Annotated in this window: 20 protein-coding genes; 10 read left to right on the forward strand and 10 right to left on the reverse strand. The window is 58.4% G+C overall.

The features are described 5' to 3' along the window. Positions 1–24: 24 nt before the first annotated feature. The 3 genes from mazG (at position 25) to eno (ending at position 3,992) form a co-directional block, all read left to right on the forward strand. Positions 25–822, forward strand: coding sequence for a nucleoside triphosphate pyrophosphohydrolase (mazG, locus tag ACY8FN_RS07310; protein ID WP_068977695.1), 798 nt, complete (start codon positions 25–27; stop codon positions 820–822). A gap of 141 nt (positions 823–963) precedes the next feature. After that, positions 964–2,601: a glutamine hydrolyzing CTP synthase gene (pyrG, locus tag ACY8FN_RS07315; RefSeq protein WP_068977696.1), complete on the forward strand. Its 1,638-nt coding sequence runs from the start codon at positions 964–966 to the stop codon at positions 2,599–2,601. A gap of 89 nt (positions 2,602–2,690) precedes the next feature. Beyond that, positions 2,691–3,992 carry a phosphopyruvate hydratase gene (eno, locus tag ACY8FN_RS07320; protein WP_042023643.1) on the forward strand — a complete coding sequence of 434 codons (1,302 nt, stop codon included), beginning with the start codon at positions 2,691–2,693 and terminating at the stop codon, positions 3,990–3,992. Positions 3,993–4,054: 62 nt separating this feature from the next. Here eno and ACY8FN_RS07325 read toward each other — a convergent pair whose 3' ends face one another. The 3 genes from ACY8FN_RS07325 to ACY8FN_RS07335 all read right to left on the reverse strand — a co-directional run bounded on the left by ACY8FN_RS07325 (position 4,055) and on the right by ACY8FN_RS07335 (position 6,390). Then, positions 4,055–4,876, reverse strand: coding sequence for an alpha/beta fold hydrolase (locus ACY8FN_RS07325; protein WP_463099610.1), 822 nt, complete (start codon positions 4,874–4,876; stop codon positions 4,055–4,057). A 287-nt stretch (positions 4,877–5,163) separates the two neighbouring features. Continuing rightward, positions 5,164–5,658: a hypothetical protein gene (locus ACY8FN_RS07330; RefSeq protein ID WP_463099611.1), complete on the reverse strand. Its 495-nt coding sequence runs from the start codon at positions 5,656–5,658 to the stop codon at positions 5,164–5,166. Between the two features lie 303 nt (positions 5,659–5,961). Then, positions 5,962–6,390, reverse strand: coding sequence for a VOC family protein (locus ACY8FN_RS07335; RefSeq protein WP_463099612.1), 429 nt, complete (start codon positions 6,388–6,390; stop codon positions 5,962–5,964). A gap of 558 nt (positions 6,391–6,948) precedes the next feature. Here ACY8FN_RS07335 and ACY8FN_RS07340 point away from each other — a divergent pair. After that, positions 6,949–7,329 carry a hypothetical protein gene (locus tag ACY8FN_RS07340; RefSeq protein WP_139721446.1) on the forward strand — a complete coding sequence of 127 codons (381 nt, stop codon included), beginning with the start codon at positions 6,949–6,951 and terminating at the stop codon, positions 7,327–7,329. A 154-nt stretch (positions 7,330–7,483) separates the two neighbouring features. Here ACY8FN_RS07340 and ACY8FN_RS07345 read toward each other — a convergent pair whose 3' ends face one another. The 4 genes from ACY8FN_RS07345 to ACY8FN_RS07360 form a co-directional block, all read right to left on the reverse strand. Beyond that, positions 7,484–7,846, reverse strand: a complete 363-nt coding sequence (locus ACY8FN_RS07345) for a DUF2061 domain-containing protein (RefSeq protein ID WP_101325762.1) — start codon at positions 7,844–7,846, stop codon at positions 7,484–7,486. 284 nt (positions 7,847–8,130) lie between these two features. Continuing rightward, positions 8,131–9,000 carry a 23S rRNA (adenine(2030)-N(6))-methyltransferase RlmJ gene (locus ACY8FN_RS07350; RefSeq protein WP_463099613.1) on the reverse strand — a complete coding sequence of 290 codons (870 nt, stop codon included), beginning with the start codon at positions 8,998–9,000 and terminating at the stop codon, positions 8,131–8,133. Beyond that, a complete protein-coding gene (locus ACY8FN_RS07355; RefSeq protein WP_463099614.1) occupies positions 8,994–9,455 on the reverse strand; it encodes a DUF2390 domain-containing protein in 462 nt (153 codons plus the stop codon). The genes ACY8FN_RS07350 and ACY8FN_RS07355 overlap by 7 nt, the downstream gene beginning before the upstream one ends. Then, on the reverse strand, positions 9,448–11,358 hold the full coding sequence (locus ACY8FN_RS07360; RefSeq protein ID WP_463099615.1) for an ABC transporter ATP-binding protein: 1,911 nt from the start codon (positions 11,356–11,358) through the stop codon (positions 9,448–9,450). The genes ACY8FN_RS07355 and ACY8FN_RS07360 overlap by 8 nt, the downstream gene beginning before the upstream one ends. A 154-nt stretch (positions 11,359–11,512) precedes the next feature. On the opposite strand from ACY8FN_RS07360, the gene ACY8FN_RS07365 reads away from it, so the two are divergent. After that, positions 11,513–11,926, forward strand: a complete 414-nt coding sequence (locus tag ACY8FN_RS07365; protein ID WP_101325759.1) for a CBS domain-containing protein — start codon at positions 11,513–11,515, stop codon at positions 11,924–11,926. Between the two features lie 132 nt (positions 11,927–12,058). Here ACY8FN_RS07365 and ACY8FN_RS07370 read toward each other — a convergent pair whose 3' ends face one another. The 3 genes from ACY8FN_RS07370 to ACY8FN_RS07380 all read right to left on the reverse strand — a co-directional run bounded on the left by ACY8FN_RS07370 (position 12,059) and on the right by ACY8FN_RS07380 (position 15,791). Then, positions 12,059–13,720 (reverse strand): response regulator, encoded by a 1,662-nt coding sequence (locus tag ACY8FN_RS07370; RefSeq protein ID WP_463099616.1) that lies wholly within the window; start codon positions 13,718–13,720, stop codon positions 12,059–12,061. Between the two features lie 172 nt (positions 13,721–13,892). Beyond that, on the reverse strand, positions 13,893–14,357 hold the full coding sequence (locus tag ACY8FN_RS07375) for a hypothetical protein (RefSeq protein WP_463099617.1): 465 nt from the start codon (positions 14,355–14,357) through the stop codon (positions 13,893–13,895). Between the two features lie 42 nt (positions 14,358–14,399). Beyond that, the gene (locus ACY8FN_RS07380; RefSeq protein ID WP_463099618.1) at positions 14,400–15,791 is read right to left on the reverse strand and encodes an aminotransferase-like domain-containing protein; all 1,392 of its coding nucleotides are present in this window, start codon (positions 15,789–15,791) and stop codon (positions 14,400–14,402) included. 116 nt (positions 15,792–15,907) lie between these two features. On the opposite strand from ACY8FN_RS07380, the gene ACY8FN_RS07385 reads away from it, so the two are divergent. From ACY8FN_RS07385 to ACY8FN_RS07405, 5 genes are all read left to right on the forward strand, one after another. Further along, on the forward strand, positions 15,908–16,504 hold the full coding sequence (locus ACY8FN_RS07385; protein WP_463099619.1) for a LysE family translocator: 597 nt from the start codon (positions 15,908–15,910) through the stop codon (positions 16,502–16,504). 125 nt (positions 16,505–16,629) lie between these two features. Beyond that, positions 16,630–17,220: a LysE family translocator gene (locus ACY8FN_RS07390; RefSeq protein WP_101348108.1), complete on the forward strand. Its 591-nt coding sequence runs from the start codon at positions 16,630–16,632 to the stop codon at positions 17,218–17,220. 126 nt (positions 17,221–17,346) lie between these two features. Next, on the forward strand, positions 17,347–18,045 hold the full coding sequence (locus ACY8FN_RS07395; protein ID WP_463099620.1) for an aspartate/glutamate racemase family protein: 699 nt from the start codon (positions 17,347–17,349) through the stop codon (positions 18,043–18,045). A gap of 129 nt (positions 18,046–18,174) precedes the next feature. Further along, positions 18,175–19,281, forward strand: coding sequence for a 1-acyl-sn-glycerol-3-phosphate acyltransferase (locus ACY8FN_RS07400; protein WP_101319526.1), 1,107 nt, complete (start codon positions 18,175–18,177; stop codon positions 19,279–19,281). A gap of 313 nt (positions 19,282–19,594) precedes the next feature. Next, on the forward strand, positions 19,595–20,065 hold the full coding sequence (locus tag ACY8FN_RS07405; protein WP_463099621.1) for a NanQ anomerase/TabA/YiaL family protein: 471 nt from the start codon (positions 19,595–19,597) through the stop codon (positions 20,063–20,065). Positions 20,066–20,197: the final 132 nt, after the last annotated feature.

The raw sequence follows: 20,197 nt of genomic DNA on the forward strand, positions 1-20,197 counted from the left end.
TACGAATCAACAAGCGAATATTCCATGTCCCAACGTTACGACCTTCCCCAACTGCTCGACATCATGGCTCGTCTGCGCGATCCGCAAACCGGCTGCCCCTGGGATCTGAAGCAGAACTTCCAGAGCATAGTGCCGCACACCCTGGAAGAGGCCTATGAAGTGGCCGATGCCATCGAGACCGAGGATTGGCAGGGGTTGAAAGGGGAGTTGGGCGATCTGCTGTTTCAGGTGGTGTTTTATGCCCAGCTTGGTAAGGAACGAGGACTGTTCGATTTTGCCGATATCATCGATACGGTGAGTGAAAAGCTCATTCGCCGCCATCCTCACGTCTTTTCTGATGCAGACCTCGATAATGAGCAGGCAGTGAAGGCCAATTGGGAAGCGGAAAAAGCCAAAGAACGCGCGGCCCTTGATAAAGAGAGCGTGCTGGATGATATCCCGCTCTCCTTGCCCGCCTTGACCCGCGCCGCCAAAATTCAGAAACGTTGCGCCACCGTCGGCTTTGACTGGAAGACACTCGGGCCGGTGGTGGACAAGATCCACGAAGAGATCGACGAAGTGATGGAAGAGGCGTTGATGGCCGATGTGGACGAGGCGCGGGTCAGCGACGAACTCGGCGACCTGCTGTTTGCCACCGTCAATCTGGTACGCCATCTGGGCAAGGATCCGGAGCAGGTGTTGCGAGGCGCCAATGGCAAGTTCGAGCGGCGCTTTCGTCAGGTTGAGCAGTTTATCGCCGCAGAAGGCTTGAAAATGACCGATTGCACCCTTGAAAAGCTAGATGCTGCCTGGGATCGGGCCAAGGAAACCGAGCAAAATTGATTTGGCGCAAGATGGGGTGACGATGAGCCTGATAGATTTTTGTTCATTGTTTGGGAGAGGGGTTTTTGCTATATTGTTTCCCCGTCCTGCTTCATCCCCGAAGCACCCCTTAAAACTCCCTAAACTTCTTTCAGGTTCAGCATGACGACAAAATATATTTTTGTAACTGGTGGCGTTGTTTCATCCCTCGGCAAAGGCATTGCCGCAGCTTCTCTGGCGGCCATTCTGGAAGCCCGTGGTCTGGATGTGACCATCATGAAACTGGACCCCTATATCAACGTGGATCCGGGCACCATGAGCCCGACCCAGCATGGTGAAGTGTTCGTAACCGAGGACGGGGCCGAAACCGATCTGGATTTGGGCCACTACGAGCGTTTCATCCGCACCAAGATGACCCGTCGCAACAACTTTACCACCGGCCGTATCTACGCCGATGTACTGCGTAAAGAGCGCCGTGGTGACTATCTGGGTGCCACCATTCAGGTGATCCCGCACATCACCAACGCCATCAAAGAGCGGGTGATTGCCGGTGCCGAAGGCCATCAGGTTGCCATCGTCGAAGTGGGCGGTACCGTGGGTGATATCGAATCCCTGCCGTTCCTCGAAGCGATTCGCCAGCTGGCGACCATCGTTGGCCGCAACAACGCCATGTTCATGCACCTGACTCTGGTGCCTTACCTGGCGGCTGCCGGTGAAGTGAAGACCAAGCCGACCCAGCACTCCGTTAAAGAGCTGCTCTCCATCGGTATCCAGCCGGATGTGCTGATCTGCCGCTCTGACCGTGCCATTCCGGCCAACGAGCGCGCCAAAATCGCCCTGTTCTGCAACGTGCCAGAGCGCGCCGTCATCTCCATGAAAGACGTCGACTCCATCTACAAGATCCCGGCACTGCTCAAGTCCCAGAATCTGGACTCCTACTTCACCGAGCGTTTCGGTCTGGAGTGCAAGGAAGCCGATCTGTCCGAGTGGGAACAGGTTGTGTTCGAAGAGGCCAACCCGACTGCAGAAGTGACCATCGGTATGGTCGGCAAGTACGTATCCCTGCCGGATGCCTACAAGTCGGTCAACGAAGCACTCAAGCACGGTGGTCTCAAGACCCGTCTTTCTGTCACCATCAAGTACATCGACTCCCAGGATATCGAGACCCGTGGCTCCGAGCTGCTGGAAGGTCTGGATGCGATTCTGGTCCCGGGTGGCTTCGGTGAGCGTGGCGTGGAAGGCAAAATTCTGGCGGCCCAGTATGCCCGCGAGAACAAGATCCCCTACCTGGGTATCTGCCTCGGCATGCAGGTTGCCATGATCGAATTTGCTCGCAACGTCGCGGGCATGGCTGGCGCGCACTCTTCCGAGTTCAAGAAAGATTGTGCCTATCCGGTTGTCGGCCTCATCACCGAATGGGTTGATGAAGAAGGTAACGTCGAGACCCGTACCGAAGGCTCTGATCTGGGCGGCACCATGCGTCTGGGTTCCCAGCTCTGCCACCTGGTCGAAGGTTCCAAGGTGCGTCAGATGTACGGCAGCCCGACCATTTACGAGCGTCACCGTCACCGTTACGAAGTGAACAACAAGCTGCTGCCGCAAATTGAAGCAGCCGGTTTGAAAGTGACTGGTCTCTCTGCCGACAAGAAGTTGGTGGAAATTATCGAGATCCCGGATCACCCCTGGTTTGTGGCAGCGCAGTTCCACCCGGAGTTCACTTCCACTCCTCGTGATGGCCACGCTCTGTTCGCCGGGTTTGTGAAGGCGGCAGGCGAGTATCAGAAGCGTAATTTGAAGTAATTTAAAATAAATGCGGTTGGGGCTCTGTGCCACAGCCGCTTTTTTTGGCATATTTTTGTTGTTTTTTTACGAAACCTGAGGAAATACACATGTCCAAGATCGTTAAAGTAATCGGTCGTGAAATCATCGACTCCCGTGGTAACCCGACCGTTGAGGCCGAAGTTCACCTGGAAGGTGGTTTTGTTGGTATGGCAGCAGCTCCGTCTGGCGCATCTACCGGTTCCCGCGAAGCGCTGGAACTGCGTGACGGCGACAAGAGCCGTTTCCTGGGTAAAGGCGTTCTGAAAGCCCTCGAAGCCGTAAACGGCCCGATTGCTCAAGCTCTGCTGGGTAAAGATGCCAAGGACCAGGCCGCTATCGACCAGATCATGATCGACCTCGACGGCACCGAGAACAAATCCAAGTTTGGCGCCAACGCCATCCTGGCTGTTTCCCTGGCTAACGCCAAAGCCGCCGCTGCTGCCAAAGGCATGCCGCTGTACGCTCACATCGCTGAGCTGAACGGCACCGCGGGTGTTTACTCCATGCCGCTGCCGATGATGAACATCATCAACGGTGGTGAGCACGCCGACAACAACGTCGACATCCAGGAGTTCATGATCCAGCCGGTTGGCGCCAAGACCCTGAAAGAAGCTGTCCGCATGGGCGCTGAAGTGTTCCACAACCTGGCCAAAGTGCTGAAGTCCAAGGGCTACAACACTGCAGTCGGTGACGAAGGTGGTTTCGCTCCTAACCTGAAATCCAACGCCGAAGCACTGGAAGTAATCGCTGAAGCCGTTGCTGCTGCCGGTTACAAGCTGGGCACCGACATCACTCTGGCGATGGACTGTGCTGCTTCCGAGTTCTACGACGCAGAGAAGAAAGAGTACAACCTGAAAGGCGAAGGTCGTATCTTCACCTCCAACGGTTTCTCTGACTACCTGGCTGACCTGACCACCAAGTTCCCGATCGTCTCCATCGAAGATGGCCTGGACGAATCTGACTGGGACGGTTTTGCTTACCAGACTGCTGAACTGGGCAAGAAAATCCAGATCGTGGGTGACGACCTGTTCGTAACCAACACCAAGATCCTGAAGCGCGGTATCGACAACGGCGTTGCCAACTCCATCCTGATCAAGTTCAACCAGATCGGTTCCCTGACCGAAACTCTGGCTGCCATCAAGATGGCCAAAGACGCTGGCTACACTGCCGTCATCTCCCACCGCTCCGGTGAGACCGAAGACGCGACCATCGCCGACCTGGCTGTTGGTACTGCTGCTGGCCAGATCAAGACCGGTTCCATGAGCCGTTCTGACCGTGTTGCCAAGTACAACCAGCTGATCCGTATCGAAGAAGCTCTGGGTGCCAAAGCTCCTTTCCGCGGTCTGAAAGAAGTTAAAAACCAGGCTTAATTTGCTGGTTTGCCAGCCTCGGCTGGAATGAAAAAAACCGGAACCCTTGGGTTCCGGTTTTTTTATGGCTGCTGTTCGAGCCAGCGTTGCAGATGCTGCACAAACAGCGCGGGCTGTTCGATGGGGTAGAGATGGCCTATGTGTGGCACCTGCAAGCGCTCGCTGACGGGAATGGCATTGCCAATAGCCTCGAAGACCAGCGCAAACTGCGCCCTGGTATCTGCGCCCTGCACGATGCATGTGGGCACGCTGAGCGCGGCAAGGCGCTCTGGCGACCAATCTGGCCGCTCGCTCTGGCTCAGCTGCTTGGGCAGGCTGTCGGCCTCTACCAGTTGTGCCTGCTGCCACTTGAGGGGCTGCGCAGCAAAATAGCCTGCATGACCACCCGAGCCATCGATCAGGGTCGCAACAGCTTCTTGCAGCAACCCTTCCCCAACCTGACCAAACACGGGGCCAAACATGGCCCCGGCATCGGCCATAAAGGCAGCGATCCCCTGTTCATCGAGGGCGCCGGGGCACCCCGGTTCCACCAGATAGAGGCTTATGAATTGCTCCGGTGCCATCAGGGCGGCAGTCAGAGCCACATCCGCGCCATAAGACCACCCGACCAGATGGACAGGCCCGCACGCCAGCTGTGCCAAGAGTGCCAGCAGATCGTTGGCGTGGGTCTCAAGACCAAATGCCCCCTCTTTGCCTGCCTCGCCAAAGTGGCGCAGGGTGGGGGCATAGACGGTGTAGTGCTTCGAGAGCAGCTCGATATGTTCAAGCCAGAGGGTATGGTTGGCCAGCGCGCCGTGGATCAGCAGCAGCGGCTCGCCCGAACCGGCCTGCAGGCAGGGCAGCGGGCTGCCATTGATGATAAAAGTGTGAGTCTGTAATTGCATATCAACGCCTCCTCGGCGTGTCATAGGAGCGGAAGAGTATATGACCAGCGCCCAGGGGCCCGTAATCGAGCTATTTCAGGCGCGTGTTGGCTGGCGATAGCCACTATAAGCAAAAATTGGGTCATCGGCGGGAAACCCATAAATCTAACTTATAGTGGCGGCGGCGCACCTTGGGTCACGCCAAAGCGCTCGATATCAACCCCGCAAGGGGATCTTCCGATCCTTGCTTATTTCGTGGTGGGGTTATACGTGATTGTCCGAATACGCTGTGTTATTTTAACTGCGGGCTAGCCTTCTTCTTTAATACAAGCACCATTAGTTGCTAATAATATTTTATCAATCAGCTTTTCAATATTTCCATTATAACCTGATGATGCAATTGTTATCTCTCTGTGATTGTCTATCGCTATCAAGCATTCAACATATGCCTTCCCGGTATTTATTCTTATTGCGCGTAATCTGATGGGGGCTGTTGCTGCACATAGTTCTTGATTTACATTTTTCCCTATCTTTTTTAGAAGACGTTCATTTTTATTCCAGACGACCTTGTATTTACTTCTCGGAATTGAGTAGATAAATATTGTGGAGAACATAGCTATCAGCAGAAAAATAAGCACTAGTATCAGCCAACCCAAGATGCCAAGAATCGGTTCCGAAGAGGCTAGTGCGCCAGCAATCAGTAGCAATGAAAATATTGTACAAGCAATGCTGACTACTGCGCCAAGCCAGCTTATTACGGTTGAGTTACTTTCATACAATATGGTTTCTTGTGGTGGCATCATATTTTTTGTTTCCGATCTTCTTTATAGAAAATTAGATATCAATGATTAGATGGACTGCGATACTAATCAGAGAATCGAGTCTCCCGTATAACACCAAATAAAATTTATAATTTTATTGGAAAGTTTAACTCAAATATTTCAGTCTATCTCATGTGTCTGACGGTGTTTACTTTACCGCCTTTATAATGATTGTTGTTGCTACAGTAAATATATAGGTAAAAATCATGGCTCTCAATTATTGAGCAAGCTGTAGCCATTTTTTGTCATAGCAGAAATTTAAATAACAGGGATTCAATATTCTTGCTAAAACTGAATCTCCACCGAATCCGCACTGTGCTTTGTCTCACCGTGATAAACCGCTTCGATATTATTGCCATCCGGGTCGAGGACAAAGGCGGCGTAGTAGCCGGGGTGATAATTGCGCTCGCCGGGGGCGCCGTTATCTTTGCCGCCATTGGCCAGCGCGGCCTGATAAAAACGATCCACCATGGCGCGGTCTTGCGCCTGAAAGGCGAGATGATGGCGACCGGTCAGCACCCCCAGCGCGGCGGGGCTGTCGATAGCGGTAACAAACAGTTCGTCAGCCCAGAAGTAGCTATCGCCAGTGCCACCCAGCGGAATATCTAGGCTGGCCAGAGTTGCGGTGTAAAAGCGCTGGCTAGCGACCAGATCTTTGACCACCAGCTGGATATGGTCGATCAGCCGACCACGATGCAGGGTTTGTGTTTCCATACACCACCTTGATTTGGATGTTGTTGATGGGTCACCGGCTTGCTGGTTGCCTGGCGTTGACAAGAAGGGGCTGGGCAAGATTTGGCATGGCTACCGCCCCTGAATTTCAGCCTCCAGTCTGCTGCGTTTAACCAACGGGATAGGGTTGGCATGGCTCATGGGAGACTCCGACGAGGCGAGTGTTGCCAATTGGCTATATTACTGGCGGGCAGACTGAGGGAAAGGGGCAGATGGAAAATTCCTGAGTAAGATCAATAAATTAATTAGTAAGGCTGTTTGATCGCCCGTTGGCGGGATGTGGGAGTCTTGAGCAAAAAGGTGGGGGTCCTAATTTTCGGTTTGGGGGCCGAGCGCTTTTTGCAGGGGGAGGGGCGGTTGTGGCATAGCTCACTCGGGCGCCGAGGCGTTTGTTGTTGGCTGAGACAATAACGGGTTAACAACAGAGCGGAGGCGTCGCTATTTTGAGCGAACGCCCCAGTGGGTGGCATTGCGCTTTCACTCCGCCTCAAGTGACGTGCTAGATTGCCGGCTTTTGTTCATAACAAGCAGGCTAAAAATATGTTCAGGTTTTTGATGGGGGCCTTGTTGGCCATCACGCTGTCCGGTTGCGCTGCCATGTTCAATGGCACCAGCCAACAGGTTTCTATCCGCAGTCAGGATCCGGATGCGGAGATTTACGTCAACGATATGCTGCTGGGCCATGGCAATGTGATCACCTCGTTCAAGAAGAAAGAGAACTACATCATCACGGTCAAGCGTGCCGACTGCTACTCGGTGAGTATCCCGGTCTCCAAGTCGTTTGACGCCACCACCCTGCTCGGGATCTTTATCGATTTCGGCGTTGTCTCCATTCTGGTGGTCGATGGTGTCGGCACCGGTGCCTGGCAGAAGTTTGATCAGAGCGCCTATATCGTGGATCCACTCTGCAAGAAAGCCTGATAGGCGCTGATGGGGGCATCGGGTGATGCATCCCGTCAACGGTTTCTGCTGATGTGAAAAACCCGACCTTCCTTGCCGGAATGTCGGGTTTTTTATGCGGGTAACGCCGGGGCCGAGTGGTGAGTTATCCAGTTGCTTGGTTTGCCGCAGTTGCTTAGGCCAGTGCCAGTTGCTGGCGGCTACGCCACAGCCGCTCGTGGAAGAAGAAGACCACTGTGTTGATGGCCGGTTCGATCGTCGCCATCACGCCGCCGGTGAGCAGTTCGCCGCTCAGCAGGAAGGCAACCCCGAAGGCGATGCTGAAGTGCACCAGTGCGAAGCTGCTGGTTTTGGCCTGCAGGCTATGATTTGGCTTGAACTTGTGCCAGCCAAGGTCATGAAAGTAGAAGGCGACCGTGTTGACGGCGGGCTCGATCAGGGCGATCAGGCTGGCGGTCAGCAGCTCACCGGTCAGCAGGTAGGCCACGGTAAAGGCAACGATAAAGTGCAGGATGGCAAAGCTGATGGTTTTTTTCATGATGGCGGCTCCCTCTGGTGATGAGATGAGTATCCGCTAGAATGAGACTAAATGAAAACTATTCTCATCTATTGTGAGCATAGAGAAAACCTATCAAGCTCGTGCCTCACCGATCCGCCATGTTCATCCCTATGCCTGAGAGAGCCCGTTGCCGCCACTGGTACTGGCGTCGAACCCTGGTGCAGTACAAAAAGCACGGTGCGCAAAAAACAGAGAAGCCCCAACACGGGGCTTCTCTTTTTATTCAGGCTTCAGGTTTATTCAGGCTTCAGGTTTCAGGCAGCTCAGGCTTCCGCTTTATTGAGCCACTCCACCTTGTACTGGGCGCCGGCACCCTGGGCCAGCTTGGCACACAGCGGTTTCAGGAATGCCTCGATCTGCTCATCCAGCATCCAGGGGGGGCTGATGATCAGCATCCCTGAGCCGTTCATGCCCCAGTCGGCGGTCTGACCGGCCACTTCCAGTTCGGCCACCAGTACGTTGCCGAAGTTCTCGCGCTTGATGGCGCGCAGCATGTCGCGGGATTTGTCCGCCTCTTGCCCGAGGATCGGATACCAGAGGGCGTAGATGCCGGTGGCCCAGCGCTTCTGCGCCTTTTTCAGGGTATCGACCACGGCGAAGTAATCTTCCTTCAGCTCGTAGGGCGGATCGATCAGCACCAGCCCGCGGCGCGGGGTCGGCGGCAGCAGGGCGATCAGCCCCTCGAAGCCGTCACGGTGGTGCACGGCCACGCGGGGGTCATAGCCCATGTTGGCGCGCAGATCGTCCACCTCGTTGTTGTGCAGCTCCATCAGCGCCAGCTTGTCTTGCTCGCGGGTGAGGCGGCGTGACAGCTCGGGGGAGCCCGGGTAGTAGTGCAGCTCGCCGCCGTGCCCTTCTTGGCCGGGGTTCATCTCTTCGATGACGCCGAGATAGGGGGCCATGGCTGACCACTGGGCCCGCTCGTCCCACAGCCGGCCGATGCCGTCGGCATACTCGGCCTTCTTCTGGGACCAGTCGCCGCGCAGGTCGTAGAGACCGCCACCGGCATGGGTGTCCAGCACGATGAAGGGCTTATCCTTCTTCTTGAGGGATTCGATGATCAGGGCCTGAACGGCGTGTTTCAGTACGTCGGCATGGTTGCCGGCGTGAAAGGCGTGGCGGTAGCTCAGCATATTAGGTCTCTGAGGGGCCCCTGCTGGGCACCCAATAACGATAGATAGTTCAACAAATTACGGCTGTTGCCGCGATACAGGGAGAGGCTGCGCAGGGTCTGCAGCAAGACCCCCTGCTGCAGCCGTTCCAGCTCCAGCTCGTGGGCCAGCATGGTTTGGTACTCCTGCGCATCGACCCGCGCCTTGGCGCTCTGGCGCAGGGCGCGCCACGGGGTCAGCACCGCTTCGGTCTGCACCAGCGCCGGTTGCAGGTCGGTCAGATCGACCAGGATGCCGAGCTGATCGAGGCGGTGTAGCAGCAGCGCCAGATTGACGTTGCCCCCCAGCGTCTGCACGGTGAGCCAGTCCTGACTGCGCTCACCATAGACCTTGCCACTCCAGTGCCAGAAGCCCAGCGGCGTCGGTAACTCATGTACCGCGATCCGTTCGCTTGCCATCAGCTGCTCATCACGCAAAGAAGGCCTGCTCCATGGTTTCCAGCTCCTCTGAGAGGCTCATCCACTCCAGCTCAACTTCTTCCAGCTGCTCCTTGAGGGGGCCCTGGGATTTGAGCAGTTCGGAGAGCCGGTTCTTGGCGCCCTCTTCATAGATGGCAGGATCGGCCAGCTGGCTCTCGATGTCGCCAAGTTTGTCTTGCAGCTTCGCCATGCTCGCTTCGAGCTTCTCCAGCTTTTGACGTAGCGGGCGGGTCTGCTGGCGGAACTGGGCTTCCAGTCGTTTCTGATCCTTGCGTGCCACCGCCGAGTTGGCGGAGACCGGGCCATCAGCCGGTTTGGCGTTGGCCTCTTTCTCCTGCTCGCCGAGCCACTTGTGGTAGTCGTCGAGATCGCCATCGAACGGCTCGACCCGGCCACCGTGCACCAGATAGAAGTCATCGGTGGTGGTGCGCAGCAGGTGACGGTCGTGGGAGACCACCACCATGGCCCCTTCGAAGCCTTGCAACGCCATGGTCAGGGCGTGGCGCATCTCCAGATCCAGGTGGTTGGTCGGTTCATCCAGCAGCAGCAGGTTCGGCTTTTGCCAGGTGACGAGAGCCAGCACCAGCCGCGCTTTTTCGCCACCAGAGAAGGGGGCCACCTTGTCCAGCGCCTTGTCGCCGTGAAAGCCGAAGCTGCCCAGATAGTTGCGCAGCTCCTGCTCGGATTTGTCCGGCGCGAGGCGGGCCAGATGATCGAGGGGGGTATCGTCGAGACGCAGGGTCTCCAGCTGATGCTGGGCGAAGTAGCCGATGCTGACCCCGGCGCTCACCTCCAGCTTGCCAGACAGTGGCGGGTTTGAGCCCGACAGCATCTTGATGAAGGTAGATTTACCGGCGCCGTTGCGACCGAGCAGACCGATCCGTGAACCCGGTACCAGGTTCATTTTGATCTTCTCCAGAATGACCTTGTCACCGTAACCGGCGCACAGGTTCTCCATGGCGATCAGCGGGGTCGGCAGGGCCGACGGCTGGCGAAACTCGAAGCTGAATTCGGAGTCGGCGTGGGCGGGGAGGATCTTCTCCATCCGCTCCATCGCTTTCAGGCGGCTCTGGGCCTGACGAGCCTTGGAGGCTTTGTAGCGGAAGCGATCCACATACGCCTGCATGTGGGTCATTTCCCGCTGCTGCTTCTCGTACATGGATTGCTGCTGGGCCAGCTGTTCGGCGCGCTGCAGTTCGAAATCGGAGTAGCCGCCGGTGTATTCGTTGAGCTTGCCGTTCTCGATATGGATGATGCGGTTGATCACCGAATCGAGGAAATCGCGGTCGTGAGAGATAAGGACGAGCGTGCCCTGATAGCCCTTGAGCCACTTCTCCAGCCAGATCACCGCATCGAGATCCAGGTGGTTGGTCGGTTCATCGAGTAGCAGCAGATCGGATCGGCAAAGCAGCGCCTGAGCGAGGTTTAGACGCATTCGCCAGCCACCGGAGAAGCTGCGCACCGGCGAGCCGAGCTGCTCGTCGCTAAAACCCAGACCATGGAGCAGTTCGGCCGCGCGGGCGCGAATGCTGTAGGCGCCTATGGTGTCGAGCTTGCCATGCAGCTCGGCGACCAGCAGGCCATTGTCATCATGTTCGGCTTGCTGCAGCTGGCCTTCCAGAATGCGGAACTCTTTGTCGCCGTCGATCACGTAGTCGAGGGCGGAGCAATCGAGCGCCGGGGTTTCCTGGGCGACACCGGCAATCTGCCAGCCGACTGGCAGACTGAAGGCGCCGTTGTCGATGCTCAGCTCACCGCGAACCAGTGCAAAAAAGGTGGACTTGCCACAGCCATTTTTACCCACCAGGCCCACTTTGTGGCCGGGGTGAATGGTGGCGGATGCGTTGTCCAGCAGCTTGCGGCCGCCGCGGATCAGTTCGATTTGACTGGCAACTATCATGGAGAGGGTCTGCTTGCTCAAAATGGAGGAGAAAATCTGGCGCGGATCTTACGTGAAATGGCGAGGATTTGCACTTGAGCAAAGGGCTGGCCACTGGCTGGCGCGGTAAAAACATGCCATAACAGAGAAACCAGTTCAGTTCACGGAGGTTAGCATGCATATCAGGGATATTATGACGACTCGAGTCGCCACCGTTTCTATGGATGATCGACTCAATGTCATCAAAGGTATCTTCGAGCAGGCTCACTTCCGCCATTTGCTAGTGCTGGAGGAGGATAAACTGGTGGGGGTCATATCGGACCGGGATCTGTTTCGCGCCATCAGCCCCTACCTCGACTCCGAGGCCGAAATGAGCCGCGATACCGAGACCCTTAACCGGCGGGCTCATCAGGTCATGAGCCGTCAGCTCATTACCATCGGCCCCCATCTCACGGTGCGTGACGGCGTCAAGCTGATGCTGGAAAAGGGAGTATCCTGCCTGCCAGTGCTGGAGAACGGCGAGCTGGTCGGCATCATCAGTTGGAAGGATTTTCTCAAGGTGGCGCTGGCGAGTGACGCGCTGGATTGAGCCCGGCGTTCATCATACCAAGCTGACACAGAGCACTAATAGAGAGAGGGGAGCCAAGGCTCCCCTCTCTCTATTTGAGCGCAACAGACTAGAGCGCAACTGATGGCACCGGTTGGCGCGCCGTCTGCACCATCATGACTCGGGCCGCCTTTCGACAAGGCATGAGGGACCGTTGCCGGAGAGGTGTGGCTGCAAATGGGTGCGGATCTCGCGCAGGGTGCGCTGGTACTGCTGTCCATGTTGATCCAGAAACGCGGGGCTGTGTTTGAGGCGTCGCTCCAGGGTGTCGACCAGCAGCGACACTCTGGGGGCCGCCATGCCCGCCGGCCAGCCGTGTTGTAACAACTCCAGCAGGTGCCAGGCATCGCCGGGCAGGGCGGGGAACTCCTCCAGCAGCTGCAAACCCGCCTGTAGTGCGGTCTGATACTGGCGGGCCTGCATCGCCTTGTGGCGCAGCTGGCGCAGTTCGCTCAGCCGTTGTTCTCGCGCCGTCAGGCGCTGGCCCAGCTCGGTCACCAGATGATGAAACAGCTGGCGGGTCAGCGGGTGGGGCGCCACTCTGGTACGGTAGTGGGTCAGTTGGGTCAGGTAGCGCTGGGCGTGGTGGGGCAGGCCACAGAACTGGCTGACCGCAAAACCCAGCAACAAGGCGAGATGGCTGTCGCTCGCATCGTCCGGCTGGTGATGGGCAATCAGGATCAGCGCCTCGTCAAAGCGGTACTCCAGCCCCAGCATCAGCGCATGCAGCAGCCCATATTCATGGGGTTCCAGCGTGGTTGTCCGTTTGAGGTGATCCCACTGCTGTTGCAGGGATCGCAGCCGGTTGCCGGACAGGGTTCCCCACAGCACCGCCAGACTGGCATTGAGCATGAAGCCGTCGATGGTGAGCCGGATGTGCTGCTCGGTGAAGTGGCGCAGGGTCAGGCTGTTGGCCTGCTCCAGCGCTTTCTCCTCATTTTTCTGCACCAGCCCGAGCAACATGGCCAGCTGATGCCAGCGCGGCTGATGGGGGCGGATCTGCTGCAGTTCCCCCATGGTTTCCCACGCTGCCTGCCACTGATGCTGGTGCAGCTGACTGGCGAGTTGCAGCTCCAGCCGAGTGGCGGCAGGCAATTTGGCCTGATGGCGCTGCAAGTCGGTCTCGGCGTTCTGCAGTTTGCCCAGCCCCAGCATGGCGTAGAAGAACCCGGCGCGTGGCCAGCTCGCCAGATACTCATTGGCACAAAGAGCGTAGTGCTGGGCGGCGGCGACCCCCTCGGCCGATTGCAGCAGCAGGTAGCCCTTGAGCCGATCCAGCCAGGGAGCCAGCGAGCGATGCTCCCGCTGAAACAGCAGGTCTTCGCACAGGGCGGTGGCCAGTTGCCACTCTCGCAGCAGGATGGGGGCGGCTAGGGCGCGAGTCAGGCTGCTTAATTTCACCAGTTGCTCAAGCACGACGGTGAGCTGTTGGGTGATGAAGGGGAGCGACAGATAGAGAGAGAAGTAGAGATCCGAGGGGAGAAAATCGGGCTCACTCTGATCGGCATCGAGCAACAGCAGTACGCAACCGGGTTGCAGCAGGCCGAGGTAGTGAGCCTCGTGCAGCAGGCGAGCCCCCTCCAGTCCCTGCTGTTTGTCCTGCTGGCAGATGATGGCGCTGAACGCCTGTTGTTGCAGCAGGGCAAGCAGGCCGCTGTGGGAGTGGCCAGGATGGCTGTGGTAGTGGATCCGGTCGGCGGGTACTCCCTGTTCGGTCAGTTGCCGGGTGATGGCGCTGCGGAGCAGGGGAGCCTCTTCAAGCAGCAGTATCGTCATGCGCGCACTTCCTGTGAGCAAACCATTAAGTTGATTATGGTAGACCCAATGGGAACATAGTCACAGTACTTGATGAGTGAAAAGTTAACAGTAGCTGGCAGGGTGGTGGAAGGGGCACTATAAGCTGCTATTTCAATCGGTTATTGCCATCTCTCATGGCTGTTATCGGTTATTACAGCGGGCGGGCCTGCGCCGCAAAGGGGCAGTCGGCCTGGCGGATCAACCGCGAACCCTTGCCATGTTCCCCCTGCCAGCTTAATTCGAGCTTGCCGAGGCGACCGAGGTGGCGCAGCTCGAACTCGTAGCGTTGGCAGAGGTTGCTCTGTGGCAGGGTCGCCATGCCCGCTGGCAGCAGGTAGCGATAGCTGAGCTGCGGCCCATCTTCCAGCTTGCTGGCTACCGGCACCAGCCCCTCGGGGGTGGGTTGCGGTGTGCTAAGCGCCCGGCGCAGGCTCAGGGGGGCATCGATCGCCTTTTGATAGTGCAGGCCGTTCATCGCCGCCAACTCCTCTTCCAGCCGTTGCAATTCCCCTTCTAGCCCATTAAGCGCGGCCCCCAGCTGCTGGTGGGTCGATGATGAGGCACAGCCGCCCAGCAGCAGGGTGGCAAGCAGCAGGACGGCTCTGATGGGGGGCATGGCATCTCCTTGGCGAATGAGGGGCAATTCGGGTGGCCCTGACTATAGCAGGGGGTTGCTGGGGGGCGTCCCCTGCAGCAGTTGCGCCAGACGGGCCAGCCCTTCCCCCACCCGGGCGTCGGTGGCAGGTTGGCTCAGGCTCAGGCGCACCCCTTGCGGAGCGGCGAACTGGCCGGCGGCGAAGTGTTCTCCGCTCGCCACGCCAACGTCAAGGGCATCGGCGGCCGCGACAAACTGCTGGCTGCGCCAGGGCTCCGGCAGCGGCAGCCAGGCGTGCATGCTGCCCGGCTGCCAGCGGGCGGCGGGCAGCAGGTGGCGCAGCAGTTCGCCACGGCGTTTCAGTATCTCTCTCTGTTGTTGGATCAGCGGCATGATCTGGCGCTGACTCACCATCTTGCAGGCCAGCTCAACCAGCAACGGGCTTACCATCCAGCTCGACAGCCGCATGGTCTGGGCGAAGGCGCTGCGCAGGGTGGGGGGCGTCAGTACGAAGCCGACCCGCAGGCCGCCGCAGGCGATCTTGGCCAGACTGCCCAGATAGATGACCCGCTCCGGTGCCAGATTGACCAGCGGCTCTGGGTGGGGCTCCGGCAGCAGGCCGTTGACGTCATCCTCGATGATCAGCAGATCGTGGCGACGGGCGATGGCGACGATGGCCTCTCGCCGCGCCAGACTCATGATGGCGGTGGTGGGGTTTTGCAGGGTCGGGGTGAGGTAGAGCAGCTTGGCCCGCCGGGTGCGGCAGGCTGCCTCCAGCGCCTCGGGCAGCAACCCCTCCTCGTCCATCGCCAGTCCCACCACCTGATTCTTCAGCTGGCGGGCGTTGCCCAGCATGCCGGGGTAGCTCAATCCTTCGCACAGGATGGTCTCCCCCACGCAGTTGGTGGCCAGCAGCGCCAGCATGATGCCGTGCTGGGCGCCGTGGCTGAACAGCAGGCGTTCCTCGCTGCTGGTCACCCCCTGATCTGCCAGCCAATCAACGAACTGTTGGCGCTGATCCGGCCGCCCCGCCTCCTGGTCGTAGCCGAGCAGGGCGTTGAGATTTCCGTCCGCCACCTCACCCAACAGGGGGCGAATGATGGCGGCCCGATCCAGCTGCACCGGCAGGTTCTGCCACAGCTCGATGCGATGCCCCTCCTCTTTGCGGATCACCCACTCATTGGCGGGATCGGTACCCGCCCCCTTAACCTCGCTTCCCTTAATCCAAGTGCCGTGGCCCACTCTGGCCGCCAGCAAGCCGCGTCGCTCCGCTTCGCCATAGGCGCGGGTGATGGTGCCGACCGTGACGCCCAATCGATCCGCCAGGGATCTGTGGGTGGGCAGGCGGGTCTGGGCGGGCAACTCGCCGCTCGCGATCCCCTGTTCGAGCGCCTTGACCAGCTTGAGGTAGAGGGGGCCATCGAAGGCCGCCAGGTCCGGGGTCCAGATTGTCATGGTGACAATAAATCCATTGATCCAACGTTGCTGCCAATATAGCGTGGATTTCATCCCAATCACAACCAAGTAGCACACATTGTATCGATACAATGTGGCGAGGAAGGAGTCACAATATGACGATGGAGTGGTATATCACCCTGTTCGGTTTTGCCCTGCTCACCTGCGGTACGCCGGGGCCCAACAACCTGATGCTGACCGCCTCCGGTGCTAACTTCGGGGTGCGGCGCACCCTGCCACATCTGCTCGGGGTGGGGGTGGGTCAGCCAGTGTTGCAGCTGGTACTGGCCTTGGGGCTCTATCCCCTGTTCGAGCGCTGGCCGCTGCTGCGGCTCGGTTTGCAGATCTTCGGCAGCCTCTACCTGCTGTTGCTGGCCTGGCGCATCGCGGTGGCCGGTGCACCGGGAGATCCGGCCCGGCGCGCTCGTCCGCTGACCATGCTGGAGGGGCTGGGGTTCCAGTTTCTCAATCCCAAGGCGTGGATGATGGGGATCTCCGCCATCAGTCTGTTCAGCCTGCACGGTGCCAGTTACTGGCCAAGTCAGCTGGCGGTGATGACCATGTTTGTGCTGGTGGCGCTGCCGGTCTGCTTTGTCTGGGTGCTGTTCGGCCATCAGCTGAGCAACTGGATCAGCTCGGATCGTGGCTGGCGGCGGCTCAATGGCTCCCTCGGCCTGCTGACGGCGCTCTGTGTGGTGATGCTCTGGTATTGAACCGCGTAGCGTTGATGGACGAGGTGGCCAAGAAAGAGGCATTTCTGACTTGTCGCCACGGGGTTGGCTCTGCATATTAGAAGGCTTTCCCCATAACGGGCGCTTTGCATCAACAAGAGGTTGAGATGGATCTGAACTGGTTACTGCCCCTGGCGGGGTTTGCCTTGGTCACCTGCGGCACACCGGGGCCCAACAACATGCTGCTCACCAGCGCCGGCGCAGCGCAAGGTTTTCGCCGCACCATTCCCCTGCTGGTGGGGGTGGTGGGGGGGATCAATCTGATGATCCTCGCCACCGCGCTGGGGCTCGGGGTGGTGTTCGAGAAAGTGCCGCTGCTGCACGATGGCCTCAAGCTTATCGGCTCGGCTTATCTGCTCTGGCTGGCGTGGAAGGTAGCGACCGCCAGCGGCCCGGCCGAGGGCAACCGGCCGCTGATCCCCGCCCATCAGGGTGCCATGCTGCAACTGCTCAACCCCAAGGCGTGGATGATGGCGCTCTCCGCCATCAGCGGTTTCACCCTGGCGGGGGAGGCCTACTGGCCCTCCGCGCTCTGGGTGCTGCTGATCTTCTTTATTACTGGCCTCTACACCGGGGCTTTTTGGGTGCTTTTTGGTGCCCAGGTGCGGCAAATCATTCGCACCGCCCGGGGTTGGCGACGTTTCAATCTTGGCATGGGGCTGGCGACGGCCGCCTGTGTCGGGATGATCTGGCTTTAGCCCGGGGCTGACCCGGGCCGTTACCGGCTGTCTTGTTGGCCCTGCGGGGCCTTTTTTATCTCGCCCGCGTTGCCTTGCCTGCAAGGTGGCGTGGCTCGGCCCTCCCTTGGGATGAAAGGAGTTCATATGAAATGTATCGGTCTGCTGGGTGGCATGAGCTGGGAGTCCACCGTCAGTTACTATCAGGCGCTCAACCGCGGGGTGCGGGCACAGCTTGGCGGTTTGCACTCGGCGCGAGTGTTGCTCAACAGTGTCGATTTTGCCGAGATTGAGCGGTTGCAGCATGCCGGTGACTGGCCCGCCACCGCTCGCCTGTTGGCGGCGGAAGCGCGCAAGCTGCAGGATGGCGGCGCCGATTTTTTGCTGATCGGCACTAACACCATGCACAAGGTCGCCCCCGAGATTGAGGCGGCCATCGATATCCCGCTGCTCCATATCGCCGATGCGACGGCTGCCAAATTGCGGGCAGACGGGGTAACGCGAGTTGGCCTGCTCGGCACCCGCTTCACCATGGAGCAGGATTTCTACAAGGGACGCCTGCAGGATCGCTTCGGGTTGGCGGTGCTGGTGCCCGATGAAGCAGGGCGGGAGCGGGTGCACCGGATCATCTATGACGAGCTCTGCCTTGGCGAGATCCGCGAGTCATCCCGCGCCGAGTATCTGGCCATTATCGCGGGGCTGGCGGCCGCAGGTGCCGAGGCGGTGATCCTCGGCTGTACCGAGATTGCCCTGCTGGTGGGCGATGCCAGAGCAGCCGTGCCGCTCTACGACACCACCGCCATTCATGCCGAGGCAGCCGTAGCACTGGCGTTGAGCCTTGATTAATTAACTGATCAGATCGCACTATTGTTGCTTGCTGCATACCCCTTGCCATAAAAGCGTGTAAAATCGCGCCCTGAATTCTCCCGGCCAACGCAGGTTGGCCGCGACTCCCTAGCATGCAAGGCTGACATTGTGACTGACGTAGATAGATTCGCGGATATTCGCCCTTACCGCGATGAAGAAGTACCGGCCGCCATCGAACGACTGATCCAGGATGATGAGTTTATCGGGGCCATTGCCAGATATCGTTTCGGTTCTCTGATGAGCTGGTTGGGGTGGGCCATTCGCCCGCTGATCCGCCTGTTCCTGCGCCGCAAGTGGTCCAAGGTCACTACTGTGCGTCAGGTGCAGCTCGGCGTGACCCGTTATATGTCGCGGATGATTGCCACCTCCACCAAGGGGATCACCTTCTCCGGAATCGAGCATCTGAAAAAAGAGCAGGGCTACCTGTTTGTCTCCAACCACAGAGATATCGCCATGGATCCGGCGTTCGTCAACTGGGGGCTGCATAGCCATGGTTTCGATACCGTGCGCATCGCCATCGGCGACAACCTGCTGCGCAAGCCCTGCGCCACCGAGCTGATGAAGCTCAACAAGAGTTTTATCGTCAAGCGATCTGCCAAAGGGCCACGCGAGATGATGAAGATGCTCGGGGAACTGTCGGCCTATATCGGCAACTCGGTGCACGAAGGTCACTCCATCTGGATCGCCCAGAAAGAGGGGCGCGCCAAGAATGGCGATGACAAGACAGATCCGGCCATCCTCAAGATGTTCTACGTTGACGGCAAGAAGCAGAAGATCGACTTCGTTGATTACATGCGCAGCCTCAATATCGTGCCCGTCAGCATCAGCTATGAGCTGGACCCAACCGATAAGGCCAAGGCCCGCGAGCTCTATGAAAAGTCGGTCAACGGCTGCTATGAGAAGGGCGAGTTTGAGGATATCGAGAGCATAGTCGCCGGTATCGTCGGCATGAAAGGGCGGGTACACGTCTCCTTCGGCGCCCCCATCAGCGAGGGGTTCAGCGATCCGGACGAACTGGCCGCGCTGATCGACAAGGCAATCTGGAGCAGCTACCGCCTCTTCCCGAGCAACTATCTGGCGGCCGATGTCTCTGGCAAGGCCAACACCATCGAGCAGGCAGCCTTCCTGACCCGTCAGTCGGAAGTGCCCCAAGAGCACAAAGATATCTGGCGTGCCATGTATGCCAAACCGGTGGAAAACGCCAATAAGGTTTGAATGACACCGCTTCTTATGCGGTTGTGCGAAAAAAACGGGCGCTGATGCGCCCGTTTTTGCGTCTGGTCAAAGTCGACAGTGAAAGGGTGGTGAATAATATGGTTTCAGCTGGTACGATCACCGTGAAAATGGGACTATGCCTCTTGGCAGTTACCTGATGAGTGTGTAACAGTGCTTGAGCGCTGAACATCAGCAAAAGATTTAAACCCCTTTGCACGGATTGCAGAGGGCATTATTGAGGGACCTGTCACAGGTCCTTTTTCATTGGCTGGCAAAGATGCCACGCAGATATACCTAACAGGAAACAGACGCCATGATCACCGGTAGCCTGAACACCCTGCAGCGTACGCCGCTGCCTGCCCCACTGGCCCGCATCATGGCCGAGGTGGTGAAGAGCGTGGCTCACTGGGGTGAGGCACCGCTCGGCAAGACCGAGATCGATGGCCTGAACCTGTTCTGTCTGGTGAGCGATGATCTGACCGAGCCAACTGCAGATCGCCGTGGTGAGTTTCATCAGCACTATCTCGATATCCAGCTGCTGCTGCGCGGTGAAGAGTGGATTGGTGTGGGCCCCCACGACTACGTGAGCGACGGCGCCGACCATCCCCATCCCGACCTCTGGTTTGTCGATGACGAGCAGACCAGCTATCTGGCGCTGCAGCCCGGTGATTTCGCCATCTTCTGGCCAGGGGAGCTGCATCGTCCGCTCTGCACCTTCAATCAGCCCGCTCGCGTCAAGAAGCTGGTGGTCAAGGTGCATAAAGATCTGCTGATCACCGGTTGATCGCTATTCTTGGGTGTCAGACACCCGACCACGACAGGGTCGCTTGAGATCAGCGCGGGCCTGTCGCGAATTGAAATGAGCGCTATGCACTCTTGATGCGTTACGACTCTTTCAACAGCAAGAATTTAAAAA

The sequence above is a fragment of the Aeromonas sp. 160P genome, from assembly GCF_055193095.1.